The following is a 13,404-nucleotide window of genomic DNA, read 5'->3' on the forward strand; positions in this document are numbered from 1 at the left end:
AGCTTTCTTAAAGAGGTTTTTCTACTGTGGTTTTGAGCGCTAAACGGCTTTGGATTGGAATTGCGGGTGTCGCTAGTCACTGCGCGATCGCAGGTGTGGCGATCGCGGGAATCGTCGCGATTCAGATCGATCGGCTGAAACAGCCTTCGATTTCGCTGCTTACGCCGCAGCAAGCGGAACAACAAGAACGATCGCGGCTGAATCTTCTCAGCAAAACGCCGAGTTTTGGCTTTGATAATCTAATTGCGGGCTGGACGTTTTTGAATTTTATCCAGTATTACGGCGATGTTCCTGCACGACAGGCAACTGGATTCTCGCTAAGCCCAGAATACTTTGACATTATCACTCGTCGCGATCCTCGCTTTGTCGAAAGCTATCTATTTCTGTCAGGAACGGTATCCCATCAAATGGGTAAACCAGAATTAGGGCTGAAATTGATGCAGCGAGGCATTGATACGCTTTCACCTCAAATGCACCCAAGAGCATTCACGCTCTGGCGCTGGAGGGGAATGGATCAGATTCTTTTGCTTGGAGATTTACCGGGAGCAGCTCGATCGTTCGACATGACGGCAAAATGGGCGACTGACACCGAGGAATACAAGCAGTTCGCACCCAACTTTCAGGAAACGGCTGACTTTTTAAGAACCAATCCTGAGATTCGCTGGGTTCGGTTCCAAGCTTGGTCGTTGGTGTATCAGGATGCGACTTCTGGCGGCGATCGATTCACCCGCGATCGAGCAAGACGCGAACTCCTGAAACTGGGCGCAATAGAGCAAACAAACAAGAAAGGCGAAACAATTTTTATTCCGTCTAAAGCATTGCAGCAGCCGAAAGCCAAGTAGATCGAAGGTAAAACATACAGCTCAAAGAACGAGCTGATCGATCATTCGCTCGGCTTGAGAGGCGTAGCCACCCCCAAACAGATTAAAGTGATTCAAGATGTGATACAGGTTGTAGAGCGTTTTTCGCCGCTTGTACCCTGCATCAATTGGGTAAATCTCTTCGTAGCCCCGATAAAACTCAGCCGGGAAGCCGCCAAACAACTCAGTCATTGCCAGATCAACCTCTCGATCGCCCCAATACGTTGCGGGATCAAAAATTACAGGCTCCCCAGATTGCATTACGGCGGCATTTCCTGACCACAAATCACCATGCACGATCGACGGTTGTGGATGGTGATTTGCCAGTAGTTTTGGAATTTGCTCTAGGAGACGCGATCCATTGCGAAACCGTCCGCCGTTTTGCGCTGCTAATTTCAACTGATACCCAATTCGGTATTGGGTAAAAAATTCCATCCAATCTGATGTCCAAGAATTAATCTGGGGGGTTGAACCGATCGTATTATCGCGCTCCCAGCCGAATGCCGTCGATTTGTGATACTGGTGCATTCGCGCCAAGTTTCGTCCCAATTCTGCCCAAGATTGAGCGCTCCCACGACCGAGGGCAAGCCATTCTAAAACGATATAAGCTGAACCTCCCGTGCCACCCACACAGATTGGTTTTGGCACTCGGATGGCTTGTGCTTCTGCTATCTGCTGCAATCCGAGCGCTTCTGCCTCAAACATTGCAAGCTGATTGGCTTGATTCAGCTTGACAAAGAACGTAAGCTCACCATTACTCACCTGATAGCCCTGATTGATGCAGCCACCGCTCACCGATCGTCGATCTCGGCTTTCAAACGCTTGCCCCAGTGCTTGGCTAATCTGAGCATCAATTTGCGTCCACATCGCTTATTTTCCTGGCTTCACCACCACACAACCGTAAGCCTGAGTGGGCAAATAGGTTTGTGCTGCGGTTTGCAGATCTGCAGCAGAGAGCGATTGAATGTAAGCCGGATAGTTGAACGCTGGCTCTAAATCGCCGACTAAAGTTTGATAGTAACCGTACAGACCGGAACGATCGCTCGGTGTTTCATTCCCAAACGTGAAATGATTTGCCACCTGAGTCCGGACGCGATCGAGTTCCGATTGTTCTACCCATTCGGTTTGCAGCGCTTCAAGGTGTGACGCGATCGCGGCTTCGACTGCATCAATATTCTCAACAGGTAGTTGAGCCGAGATGCAGAAAATTCCTTGATGGCGGTAGGTCATATTACTAGCAGACACACTTGATACCAAACCGCGTGTTTCTCGCAAATCTTTGACCAATCGGGCTGTGCGTCCATGTCCGAGAATGCTTGCTAAGCCATCAAGCGCATAAGTCTGCTTCAGATCGACGAGTCCCGGAACGCGCCATAGCATCATCAATCTCGCCTGCGTCAAGCTGGGATCAAGATGCTCTTGGCGAATGATTTCGGTAAAGGGCTGTTCTACAGTGAATTGTGAGCTTCGCTGCACATCGCTGCGCTTTGGTTTAGACACGCTTTCTTCGACAATGCGAATCAATTGATCCACAGGTAAGTTTCCGACTGCAACGGCAGTCATCGATCGTGGGTGATACCATTCGGCGTGAAAATCGCGCATTTGTTGAGCGCTGAGCGTTTCAATCACTGAAGCAGGACCTAAAACCTGTCGTCGGTACGGCAGCGATGTAAACGCCATCTCGGACATGTATTGATAGGTGCGACGGCGCGGATTATCTTGCGATCGTCGGATTTCTTCTAGCACGACAAACCGTTCCCGCTCAAAGCCATCTTCTGGAATTTGGGCATTGAGCACTACGTCCATTTGCAGTGGTGCGAGCATGGCAAAATCTTGGGGCGCAGTTGTGATGTAGTAGTGCGTGTAATCTTGGCTGGTTGCAGCATTAGTCACCGCTCCACGCTGCTCGATCTGCTGCTCGAATTCGCCGCTCCGCAGCCGATCGGTGCCCTTAAACACCATATGTTCCAGAAAGTGAGCCATGCCATTGATCGAATCCGACTCGACGGCTGATCCGACATCTAACCAAACATTCAGATTCACCGCATCAACGGGAATCTGCTCAGCAATAATCGTTAAGCCGTTGGCGAGGCGATGAATGGTCGGGGCGTTGAGTTTGGGCGATCGGATGAGGGTTGAAGTCATAGCGGTTTGTGGCGTTCTTTACCTATCTTAGTGTTTGCCGAGGAGTAATTCACCTTCAAAATTCATCCAATTCTCCTAAAGTCGCGTCTTTCGGCTTATTCGCTTGGTTCTGCAATTCACTACAATAAAGGCAAGATGTTAAAAAATGTTAAGCAATGCAGAGCAACTCTTCCCGAAAAGTCGTCGTCGTGGGTGCGGGAATTGGTGGATTAACGGCAGCAGCGCTGCTTGCTCATCGCGGATATGAGGTTCTCGCCTTAGATCAGGCACTTGTCCCCGGTGGATGCGCTTCAACATTCAAACGACAAGGCTTTACCTTTGATGTCGGCGCGACTCAGGTTGCAGGCTTAGAACCGGGTGGAATTCATCATCGGATTTTTACAGAACTCGCGATCGAGCTTCCTGTCGCAACGGATTGTGATCCCGCCTGCGCGGTCTTTCTTCCGGGTGAAACTGAGCCGATTCGAGTGTGGCGCGATCCAGAGCAATGGAAAACCGAGCGCAATCGCCAGTTTCCCGGAAGTGAACCGTTCTGGCAATTGTTGAAGGACTTATTTCGCTATAGTTGGGCGTTTCAGTCGCGTGATCCGGTGCTGCCGCCGCGAAATATTTGGGACTTGTGGCAATTGACGAAGGCAGTTCGCCCCGATACGCTGCTGACGTTGCCCCATGCGTTTTCAACCGTAGGGGATGCGTTGCGAACGTTTGGATTGACCCACGATCGCCGACTGCACACTTTTCTCGACTTGCAACTGAAACTATATTCGCAAGTCGATGCGGATGAAACAGCGCTCCTGTATGCGGCGACTGCATTAAGCGTGTCTCAAGCACCACAGGGATTATTTCACCTTCAGGGCAGTATGCAGGTTTTGAGCGATCGTCTGGTTGAGGCGCTCAACCGCGATCGCGGCAGACTTTTGATGCGTCACACGGTTGAGCAAATTCACACCGAATCCGGGCGCACGACCGGGGTTACAATCCGCAATCAAAAAACCGGTGAAACTTGGATTGAACCCGCTGATCATGTGGTTGCCAATGTCACCGTGCAGAATTTAGTTGAACTGTTAGGGGAGGCTGCACCTGAAGGATATCGTCGTCGCGTTGATAAATTGCCGCCTGCTTCTGGTGCGTTTGTGATTTATTTAGGAGTTGATCGCGCTGCCATTCCCGCAGATTGTCCGCCACATTTGCAGTTTCTCTACGATTATGACGGCGCGATCGGTGAAAACAATTCCCTGTTTGTGTCGGTCAGCCACGAAGGAGACGGACGTGCGCCCAGCGGAAAAGCCACGATCGTCGCCTCATCGTTTACCGATACGGGAGCTTGGAAAAATAGCGGTGATTACGAAGGCATGAAGCAGCGATATGCGGCAGAAGCGATCGGGAAGCTGGGACGCTATTTCACGCTGACTCCGGAGACGATTGTGTATCAAGAAGCAGCAACTCCTCAAACCTTTGAGCGATTTACAGCCCGTAGCGAAGGAATGGTCGGTGGTATTGGTCAGCGTATTCCCACATTTGGCCCGTTTGGATTTGCCAATCGAACTCCGGTTCAGAATCTTTGGCTTGTCGGCGATTCAACCCATCCCGGAGAAGGCACCGCAGGCGTGAGTTATTCTGCATTAACCGTGGTGCGTCAGATCGAAGCGTTAACGTCTTAGATTTTGTTGCCATAGGGGAATCAGCGATTGTGCTTGCTCATGGGCGCTAGTTCCAAGCGGGATTTTTTGGGCGATCGCGATCGCGCCTGCTGGATCAGCGCTGGCTTGCGACATTGCCGTTTGTAAAAGCTGCTGACTCCATTGATCGATTAGCGATCGCGCCTCTTCACGCATTGGGCTAGACAGCGCCACACTATCTGCTTTGCGAATCGCATCTGCGATTGTATCGACGGTTCCGCCATTTGCGATCGTTCGAGCTTCTTGTAGCGTTTGCTCAGCTAGGGCATTGCCTTCAATTCGATCTTGCACCAGCGGATCAGGTTGAGTTGCTGCCCGTTCTTGGTCGCGAATCGATTGAAGCTGGCGGGCGTATTGTTGCCGTTTGGTTGCAGCCTCTTGCCCCAGAGCGCGACGCGACGAAATCCGGCTCAGCAGATCGATCGCTTGTTGCAAAGAACTAGCATCGCCACGGTTGGCAATTTGTTCGGCTTGATCGATTAAGGGACGGTCTTCACTGCTCTGAAATTCGGTGGTGATTTGGTCAATGAGTTGCCGTGCTTCTTTGGCTTTGGGATTAGAACTGGGAATTTGAGCAGCAGTTGCGATCGCGGCTTGGAGATCTTCAGGTCGGGTGGATTGTGCCAATTGACGAGCGCGATTCAGTTGGGCGATATCCACCTTTTCAGCCTGCCAGCGAGCAATCAACCTCTGCGCTCTGCTGAATAAAGGACGATCAGAACCAACTTTCTGAGCTTGAGCGATCGCCGCATCGTAATCTTCCGGCGCACCGTTCCAAATTCTGCTGACCGCACTGGCTAACGTTTCAAAATCCTCGACTTCTTTCTGCAAATTTGCGCTCGTCGGGATTTGCCTGATCACATCGAGTGCAGTGGTTAAGTCTTTGCGATCGAGTGCCGCTTCTGCAAAATCCAGCATCTTCTGACTGGTCTCCCCGATCGCTTCTTGAGCAACTTGATAAACATAACTCTGGTTGCCGATACTGGTTAAGAGTTTAATCGCCTCTAGGAAATTCTTGACTCCGCCGGATTCGACTAGATTCTTCGCTTTGCCAATTTTGGTAATGTCTTCGCGGGTGGCTGTGATTTTATTGCTGAGTTCTTGGTATTTGGTAGTTTGCCAGAAGATGTTATCGATCGACAACAATCGTCCTGCCTCGGTCAATGCAATCTGCACTCTCTGTTTCCGCAGCGCGTCTTCTGCTTTGCGGTAAAGCGTTTCGGCTGAAGTCCAGATTTGCTCCCAGCGCGTGATTTTGTCTTCAACTTGCTGGTAAGCACTGCCAATTCTCGGAACTTTTTTCGCGGTACTAATCGCTTCGTCGAGTCTTCCGGCTTGAAATGCTTCTTCGCCTAGATTCAAAATTTCTTGTGCCCACAGTTCGATGAAGCGCTTGGCTTCGTTGTAGAGGGGGTGATCGGGCGGTAGGCTTTTGACAAGCTCGATTGCCTCTAATAAATCTTTGGTGGTGCGCTTGTTGGCGGCAATTTCAGCACAATGTAAACGCAGAGAAGCCGAAGCGAGGGGCCAAAAGATCGATGGACAATTCGGAACAGCAGGAAGTTTGAACAGAAACGCAAGCGACAAGGCGGTGGTGCCTCCGGTCACTACAAACCCCAGGGCAATCATGGCTCTCCAGTCGTTCAGTAGCCATTTTTTGAGCCGATGAAATCGATCGACGATCGCCATTCGATCTAGCTTTCCCTCACTGTGAGGAGGTTCTTTAACCGTTTTAATCGGTTGTTTCTCCGGAGTGCGATTGCTCGATCGACGTGACGGTTTAGGGTTCCGACGATTGGAAATGCCGCGATCTCTGGTCATAGATGGGTGTAAAACTGCAAGAATGCGATCAGGGAATGAAAGCGATCGCGTTAGAAGCCATCCTACCCCCCATTCAGGGAAAAAATAACCTCAAGTGGTTTGAGTTAATCATCTTTTCAAGAAATGATCAAGCAAGCGCAGCGCGTAAAACCTGGATTTGGCTGGTCTGCGTTTGCCTGATCCCGATATGATCAGATCCGCACATTTATATCAGGTCAGGATTCATGGAAGCGCAACTGCAAGGAAAAGTCGCGATCGTCACGGGGGCATCACGTGGAATTGGACGATCGACCGCGTTAGCACTCGCAAGCGAAGGAGCATCAGTGGTCGTGAATTACGCCAGTTCTAGCGGTGCGGCGGAAGAAGTGGTGGCGCAAATTACCGAGCATGGCGGAAGTGCGATCGCGGTGAAAGCCGATGTGTCGAAAGCCGATCAAGTCGATGCGCTGATTGAAGCCACGATGGAGAAATACGGCAGAATCGATGTGTTGGTGAACAATGCAGGAATTACTCGCGATACGTTGTTGCTGAGAATGAAGCCTGAAGAATGGCAAGCGGTGATTGATTTGAATCTTACCGGGGTCTTCCTCTGCACCAGAGCCGTGAGCAAAATCATGCTGAAACAACGCAGTGGACGGATTGTAAATATCACCTCAGTTGCCGGACAAATGGGCAATCCAGGGCAAGCAAATTACAGTGCCGCGAAAGCGGGCGTGATCGGATTTACCAAAACAGTTGCGAAGGAACTCGCGAGCCGAGGAATTACAGTGAATGCGGTTGCACCCGGATTCATCGAGACCGATATGACGCATGACTTAAAGGCAGATGAAATTCTCAAATTTATCCCGCTCAGCCGTTATGGTAAGCCGGAAGAAGTCGCCGGAATGATTTGCTTCCTTGCAGCCTCTCCTGCGGCTGGCTATATTACGGGACAGGTGATGAATGTCGATGGCGGCATGGTCATGGCGTAATGGAGCAACGAAGATGAAGATTGGCGTGATTGGGGCGGGGGGAATTGGCGGCACGATCGGCACTCTCTGGGCAAAAGCGGGACACGAAGTTTTCTTCAGTTCTCGCAATCCAGAACAGCTATCGAATTTGATTACCGGAGAGAACACGCAAGCGGGAACCGTGGCAGAAGCGGCGGCGTTTGCGGATGTGATTCTGCTGGCGTGTTATTACACGACGATCAATGAAGCGATCTCCGCGGCTGGATCACTCGATGGCAAGATTTTGATCGATGCCACCAATCCTTATGAGCGCGAGAACGGCAAACTTCATCGAGTGCCGGATGTAAGTTCGGGTCTAGAACTCGCGGCAAAACTGCCAAATACAAAAGTTGTGAAAGCCTACAACACGCTACCGACTGCAACGTTTGCGAACGAAGCGCATCGGTCTGAACCTTATACGGTGTTTTACTGTGGGGATGATGCAGAGGCGAAAGCGATCCTGGCTCAACTGATTATCGAGAGCGGCTTTATCGGCATGGACACGGGCAATCTCACTCAGGCAATTCATCAAGAGCCGGGAGGCGTGTTGTACAACCGTCCGATGCTCGCGAATGAAGCACAGCAGTTAGTCACGTCTCTGATCTAACGCTGGTTCGAGAGGAGTTCACTTCGATGTTAAATCCGGGATGCCCCTAAATCGAGGCGCTTTCAGGTTGGTCTATTTTGGCTTCACCACCAAAACCGAGCAGGGGGCATCTTCAACAATCTGACTGCTAACCGAGCCAAGGAGAATCCGCTTCATTCCGGTTAAGCCTCGGCTCCCCAACACGATTAAATCTGCATTGTGGATCTTCGCAAGGCGGACAATCTCTTCGGCTGGATCTCCGATGACGATTTCGACAGCGCTCTCGCAGTCTAAGCGCCGTTGATAGGCGTGTAGCTGCTGCTCAATTTGGCTGTAGGGAAAATGTTCGACAGCGGTTGCGGGTCGATCGACGACCACTTCTACTTCGGATTGGTTCGACGGAACGACGTGCGCCAAAACGACTTTCGATCGAGCTTCGAGATGGAGTTCTTGCAGCGTTTTTAGCACTTGGTCGGAGAGTTCTGATTTTGCAATTGGAGGATTTGCTGTTACATCCAACGCAACGAGAACAGTATTCAGCATCGGAGGTTTCCCCAACAGAGCACCACGAGATCACTCTAGCGCAGTCTTTCTCTGGTTTCAGAAACGATCGGATTCCCTTAAGCTTCTTTCCGTCTTTGGATTGCCGCAGCGTGACCGAATTCCTTCTAAAATTTATAGACTGAATAATTTCTGCCGACGGATTCATGGTGAACGACGAACAAATCAGCCTGTTTGATATTCCTGCGACCGAGCCATCGACACCGAGTGGCTTTGATCCGGAGTTGATTCCGACGAGCGCAAAGATTCCAATTCCCACAGGCACGTATCAAACAATGGAGCAGATGAGCGCTCATTGTAATCACTGTCATCGCTGCGATTTGGGAGCCTCACGGACTCATGCAGTGATTGGGCGCGGTAACTTGAATGCACCGATCATGATTGTGGGCGAAGGGCCAGGACAAACTGAGGACGAAACGGGTGTGCCGTTTGTCGGTCGATCGGGGCAATTGCTCGATCGCATTCTCGCCGCTGTGCATCTCACAACCGAGGAGCACGTTTTTATCTGTAACGTGGTGAAGTGCCGTCCGCCGGAAAACCGCACTCCGACGACCGATGAAGCAGAAGCGTGCAAAGGATACTTGTCCGAGCAGATTCGTATGGTGAATCCGAAGATCATTTTGCTGACGGGCGCGACAGCGATGAGGGCGCTGGTTGGCATCAAGCAAGGGATTACGAAGGTGCGGGGGCAGTGGATCGAGAAGGACGATCGCTTCTATATGCCGATTTTTCACCCTGCTTATCTGTTGAGAAATCAATCGAAAGAGAAGGGCAGCCCCAAATGGTTGATGTGGCAGGATATTCAAGCGGTGAGAGCGAAGCTTGACGAAATTCAGGCTAAGTAACGCTTTCAGGCAGTCTTACCGTGATATTCCATTGCGTTGAGAGAAACCGCACGGTCTCAACAAAAATCTCTGCCTGATCCGTCTGTTGAATCACGGGGAGGGCTGTCCCGGCGAACGCTAAGAAATAGGCCTTAATGCGTTGGGGCTTGCGACGATCAACCACCTTCATTTCGTTTTGCAGGTCTTCGAGATAGACAGCCGCAATTTCAGCCCGATCGCTCGGTAATTTTTCGACGATCGGCTGAAGTAAATCAAGCGCTTTGAGGATTTGCTGCACATCTGCGGTAGTCTCTGCGGGTGAATCGATTACTGGCGTTTTAACGATCGACGCTTTTCCTTTATCGGTAAGATAAGCTCTGACCACCTGAAACTCGCGGGTAGCGTTGTCGTAAACTTTTGCAACTTTGAGGTATCCATCTTCGGACAGTGTATCTAAGTAGTAGCGAATCATCTGCATCGAAGAGCCGATCGCAGTTGCAATACTTTCTCCGGTGGTATTTCCGGCATCAATCACCTCTAGGATTCGCTGTTGCTTTTCGTTGAGTAGCATGGAGAGCCTATATCCCTAGCAGGATGTTTACTGTACCAAATTCGAGAGTCGTTTTACTATGTTAGGCTTTTCGCAAATTGTTAAAATTTGTAATACGATAGGGACATTCCTCTCATTTTTTACTAAATATGGAACCCGCATTCGCACTGAATATCTCGATTTGCGCTGCGATCGTTGGAATCACCGGATTCGCGATCTATACGGCGTTTGGTCCACCTTCCGCGAATTTGGAAGATCCGTTTGAAGATCATGAAGACTAACGATTTAGAGGGTGTCAGATGATGCCCTCTTTTTGATCTTGCCTCTTCTTAATTTTGTATGTCCGAATTTCCCAGGGGCGGATGCGATCGGGAACTTGGAGGGGACGTTCGAGTAAGTCAAGCGCTTCAACGATCTCGAAGTCGCCTTTTAGGTTGAGTTGTGCGGATTCGCCGTGGCATTCGTAACAGCGCAGAATGTACTCGTCTGGATTGTCTTCGGATTGCTTCAGGCTAGAGAGAATGAGATTTTCGGATTGGAGGTCGAGGAATGAGTAGACGGGCGGGAGTGTGCCGTTTTCGGAAGGTTGATCGAGTGTGAAGACTTCTAAGGGCTGTAAAAGTTCAGTCGCTTTCCGCGTGGTTTGAGCAGTTTTCCAAGTTCCAGCATGAGGATACAGGGCGTAAGTAAATTCGTGAGAACCTAAATCCGCTTTAGGATCTGGAAATTCTGAGCCACGCAGCAAAGTAAGACGAATTTGGTCAGATTGGCAGTCGAAACCGTGCTTGCAATCACTTAAAAGACTAACGCCGTATTCTCCATCATTCAGATCCACCCATCCAAGTGCGGGAACTTCCCATTTCGCTTTTTCGGCTTCGGTTTCGGGGCGAGTAGTTCGCTCAATCGCGCCGCCTGCCATTTCATAAGTCGCGAAATTAACTTTTAGGTTAAGCGGAAACGCAGCTTTTACTAAAACGTGCCGTTCCTGCCAATTGACTGACGTGTATATGCTCAGAATAGGTGAATCAGGCTCCAAGTAATACCACTGCTGAAAAATAGATTCTCCGATCGCTCGTTTAACCTCAACTCCAGGAATCAGAGATATCCATTTTCGATATTTGATCTCTAGCAATCTAGAACGATCGAGAGGGTGAGCAGCATAGTTCGGATCAATATTCCAAGCGTCCCAGTACTGCCCACTATCTTGAAAAGCTTGAAGATCATTTCCAAGCCCGTTTAGAATTTCGCGATCGTTCACTTTATCAAAAACGCTAGATAAGCTACCTGTTTCAAAATCAATGATCGCTTTAATAAACTCATTTTCTAAGATGAACTCACCGGAAGATACATTCGTATCAAGCAATAAAGGTTCACCGGGGTAGAGCCAAAAGCATCGGTAGCCGACAGAGGGAATAGTTTCTGCCCAAAATGAGTAACAATAAATGCAAAACTCGCTTGTGTTAATCCAAGACTTCTCTATTTGAACTTGAATATCTTCACCATTTAAATTGCAAATCTTCCAGTTCCGTTCGTCTGAAACAGACTTTGTTAAATCTGCCGTAACAATTCCAGATCTTTCCCAACTTGATGGATTAAAAACTACAACAAGTTCCGCTTCTGGATGGGGCGGAGCAGGAAGCTTAATTTGCGTCCCAATATTCGACTTGCCATAAACTTTGTCAAGAATATCTCCAAACTCAAACTGCTTAACAAGTGTGGTATTGTAAACTTCACGGATTGATGAACCTGGCAAAATATCATGGAATTGATTGAATAAAACAATCTTCCAAGCTTCTTCTAAATCTGTTTTCAGATACTCTGAGCTTGCCATACTCGAAGATAGAGAGGCATCCATTTCTACAAAATGCAGCCGAGCCTCTGCCTCCCGGTTAAACCGTTTTTGGTCGCCATGAGTTGTATAACAACCGCGATGGAATTCTAAATAAAGCTCATCATTCCAAGTATCTTTTGGAGCTTCTAAGCTTTCTAAATAATTTAATGCAGTGGTGAATTCTAAGCTTGGAAAAAAGGGCGATCGCTTCCACCGTTCCGCAATTTCCAACATATCGCGAGTCGGGCCTCCACCGTGATCACCCACGCCAAATAGCCAAAGCGCATTCGGTTGTCCGGTTTTTCTTACCCAATCCCATGCGAATTGAGCCATTTTGATTGGCTCAATTCCTTCACCGATCGGTGATGACATTAAACTTTTAACTTGACTTCCATCCGGTGCTTGCCAGTTAAACCATTCATACGGAAACTGCGTCGTATCATTCCATCGAAGCTTCTGCGTCACAAAATAATCAATTCCCGCTAATTTCAAAAATTGCGGAGTTTGCCAATTGAATCCAAAGGTATCGGGAAGCCATGCAACGCGACAGATTTCGCCAAACTTTTCTTGACAGTATCGTTGACCGTATAAGAGATGACGTGCGATCGATTCGGCATTAATCAAGTTCATCTCCGGCTCAACCCACATTCCGCCGACGATTTCCCATTTTCCTGCTTTTACTTGCGCTTGAATTTGGGCAAAAATCTCCGGTCGATTCTGTTCAATCCACTCGTATAAAGCGGGTGTGGTGTGACAAAACGTAAGCTCAGGAAAATCTTTTTGCAAATTGAGAACAGAAATAAATGTGCGTTCTGCTGCTCTCCAAGTTTCCTCAACATCCCAAAGCCAAGCCATATCTAAATGAGCATGACCGAGAAGAAAAATTGTATGTTGTTTAATTCGAGAACTGAGCGGTAAAAGCGAGGTTCTTAAGGCTTCTAGAGATTGATGAAAATATTGTCGATCGTCAACCTTCCAATCCAAGTTAATCTCAGGTTGATCTAACTCAAACGCATCAATATAGCCCTGAATTACTTCTAATTCATCTGCGACAAATCCTGGATCAATTTCGTCGTAATTGGATTCGCAGATGAGGCGCGATCGCATGAGCCCCCCAATGTCATGCCCCGGACTCACTAATCGAATTGCAACCGCAACTTTCTCACCTGGAACGACATTAGAACTCAGAACAACCCGACAAGAATGATCAAATAAATCGCCTTCCTGAACTTTCTGACCGTTGACATAAACTTCAGCCAATTCCGCCCACCAAGTTAATGCCAATCTCAGCATTAACCCCGCTAACGGATACTCATTCAGTGCTTCAGGCAAAACGAATTCTTGGTAAAACCAGCGAACTTTGCGCCCTTTTTCCCACACCAAATAGCGCTTCTCATTTAGTTCAATCTTTGTGAACGATTGTGTGGAAATATTCTCGACCGCGCAATCTTCGCACACCCCCCAACCCTCAATTGCATCAGCTTGTACTAAATTTCGTAAGCGCTCGATAAAAGAAGCAGTGAGAACGTCAGTCATACCGATATGATGAGGGTGAAAC

Annotated in this window: 12 protein-coding genes; 6 read left to right on the plus strand and 6 right to left on the minus strand. The window is 49.0% G+C overall.

Annotated elements, in window-relative coordinates:
* Positions 1-26: 26 nt before the first annotated feature.
* The gene (locus H6F51_21165) at positions 27-842 is read left to right on the plus strand and encodes a hypothetical protein (protein ID MBD1824982.1); all 816 of its coding nucleotides are present in this window, start codon (positions 27-29) and stop codon (positions 840-842) included.
* A gap of 21 nt (positions 843-863) precedes the next feature.
* Here H6F51_21165 and H6F51_21170 read toward each other — a convergent pair whose 3' ends face one another.
* Entirely contained in the window at positions 864-1,727 is an 864-nt protein-coding gene (locus tag H6F51_21170) for a fructosamine kinase family protein (protein MBD1824983.1), read from the minus strand.
* A gap of 3 nt (positions 1,728-1,730) precedes the next feature.
* Positions 1,731-3,005 carry an insulinase family protein gene (locus tag H6F51_21175; GenBank protein ID MBD1824984.1) on the minus strand — a complete coding sequence of 425 codons (1,275 nt, stop codon included), beginning with the start codon at positions 3,003-3,005 and terminating at the stop codon, positions 1,731-1,733.
* A gap of 155 nt (positions 3,006-3,160) precedes the next feature.
* Here H6F51_21175 and crtD point away from each other — a divergent pair, with 155 nt between their 5' ends.
* On the plus strand, positions 3,161-4,666 hold the full coding sequence (gene crtD, locus H6F51_21180) for a C-3',4' desaturase CrtD (GenBank protein MBD1824985.1): 1,506 nt from the start codon (positions 3,161-3,163) through the stop codon (positions 4,664-4,666).
* Here crtD and H6F51_21185 read toward each other — a convergent pair.
* Entirely contained in the window at positions 4,655-6,505 is a 1,851-nt protein-coding gene (locus H6F51_21185; GenBank protein MBD1824986.1) for a chromosome segregation ATPase, read from the minus strand. The genes crtD and H6F51_21185 overlap by 12 nt on opposite strands.
* A gap of 224 nt (positions 6,506-6,729) precedes the next feature.
* Between H6F51_21185 and fabG the strand changes: the two genes are divergently transcribed.
* Together fabG and H6F51_21195 are read left to right on the plus strand one after the other, a co-directional pair.
* On the plus strand, positions 6,730-7,476 hold the full coding sequence (fabG, locus tag H6F51_21190; protein ID MBD1824987.1) for a 3-oxoacyl-[acyl-carrier-protein] reductase: 747 nt from the start codon (positions 6,730-6,732) through the stop codon (positions 7,474-7,476).
* A gap of 13 nt (positions 7,477-7,489) precedes the next feature.
* Complete coding sequence (locus H6F51_21195; GenBank protein MBD1824988.1) at positions 7,490-8,101, plus strand: NAD(P)-binding domain-containing protein; 612 nt, start codon at positions 7,490-7,492, stop codon at positions 8,099-8,101.
* Positions 8,102-8,173: 72 nt separating this feature from the next.
* Here H6F51_21195 and H6F51_21200 read toward each other — a convergent pair whose 3' ends face one another.
* Complete coding sequence (locus H6F51_21200; protein ID MBD1824989.1) at positions 8,174-8,623, minus strand: universal stress protein; 450 nt, start codon at positions 8,621-8,623, stop codon at positions 8,174-8,176.
* Positions 8,624-8,787: 164 nt separating this feature from the next.
* Between H6F51_21200 and H6F51_21205 the strand changes: the two genes are divergently transcribed.
* Positions 8,788-9,486, plus strand: a complete 699-nt coding sequence (locus H6F51_21205; GenBank protein ID MBD1824990.1) for a uracil-DNA glycosylase — start codon at positions 8,788-8,790, stop codon at positions 9,484-9,486.
* Here H6F51_21205 and H6F51_21210 read toward each other — a convergent pair.
* Positions 9,479-10,036 carry a hypothetical protein gene (locus H6F51_21210; GenBank protein ID MBD1824991.1) on the minus strand — a complete coding sequence of 186 codons (558 nt, stop codon included), beginning with the start codon at positions 10,034-10,036 and terminating at the stop codon, positions 9,479-9,481. The two genes, H6F51_21205 and H6F51_21210, sit on opposite strands and share 8 nt — an antisense overlap.
* A gap of 128 nt (positions 10,037-10,164) precedes the next feature.
* Here H6F51_21210 and psbN point away from each other — a divergent pair, with 128 nt between their 5' ends.
* Positions 10,165-10,296 (plus strand): photosystem II reaction center protein PsbN, encoded by a 132-nt coding sequence (gene psbN / locus H6F51_21215; protein ID MBD1824992.1) that lies wholly within the window; start codon positions 10,165-10,167, stop codon positions 10,294-10,296.
* Between the two features lie 14 nt (positions 10,297-10,310).
* Here psbN and H6F51_21220 read toward each other — a convergent pair whose 3' ends face one another.
* A complete protein-coding gene (locus tag H6F51_21220) occupies positions 10,311-13,382 on the minus strand; it encodes an alpha-mannosidase (GenBank protein ID MBD1824993.1) in 3,072 nt (1,023 codons plus the stop codon).
* Positions 13,383-13,404: the final 22 nt, after the last annotated feature.

This window comes from Cyanobacteria bacterium FACHB-DQ100, from assembly GCA_014695195.1.
Classification (GTDB): Bacteria; Cyanobacteriota; Cyanobacteriia; order Leptolyngbyales; family Leptolyngbyaceae; genus Leptolyngbya.